Annotated in this window: 1 pseudogene; it reads right to left on the bottom strand. The window is 74.0% G+C overall.

Annotated features, from left to right (window positions below):
* A pseudogene (locus SB751_RS31865) lies at positions 1 to 206 on the bottom strand (endopolygalacturonase); the annotation flags it as partial.
* Between the last annotated feature and the right edge of the window lie 56 nt (positions 207 to 262).

Here is a 262-nt window from a genome sequence, read left to right as displayed (position 1 = left end):
ACCAGATAATCGGTCGACGGGAACAGGGAGAGCGCCACGTGCTGGACTGCGTCGATGATCTGCTGCGCCGCGCCGCCGGTGCCCCAGATCGGATCGACCGATGCAGCCGTGCCGGTGTCCGCGGTGCTCGCTGCGGTCGTCGAGCCGCCGCAGCCGGGCAGCGTGCCCAGCAGGCTTGCGCCCGCCGTGGCGCCCGCGAAAGCCATGAAACTGCGGCGGGCGGGAGAGGCCGGTGCGCCGGATGCGCGCGCCGGGGCGAGGC

It is taken from the genome of Cupriavidus sp. SIMBA_020 (assembly GCF_046535395.1).
In the GTDB taxonomy this organism is placed as follows: domain Bacteria; phylum Pseudomonadota; class Gammaproteobacteria; order Burkholderiales; family Burkholderiaceae; genus Cupriavidus; species Cupriavidus campinensis.
This window is presented reverse-complemented; position numbering and strand designations above follow the sequence as displayed.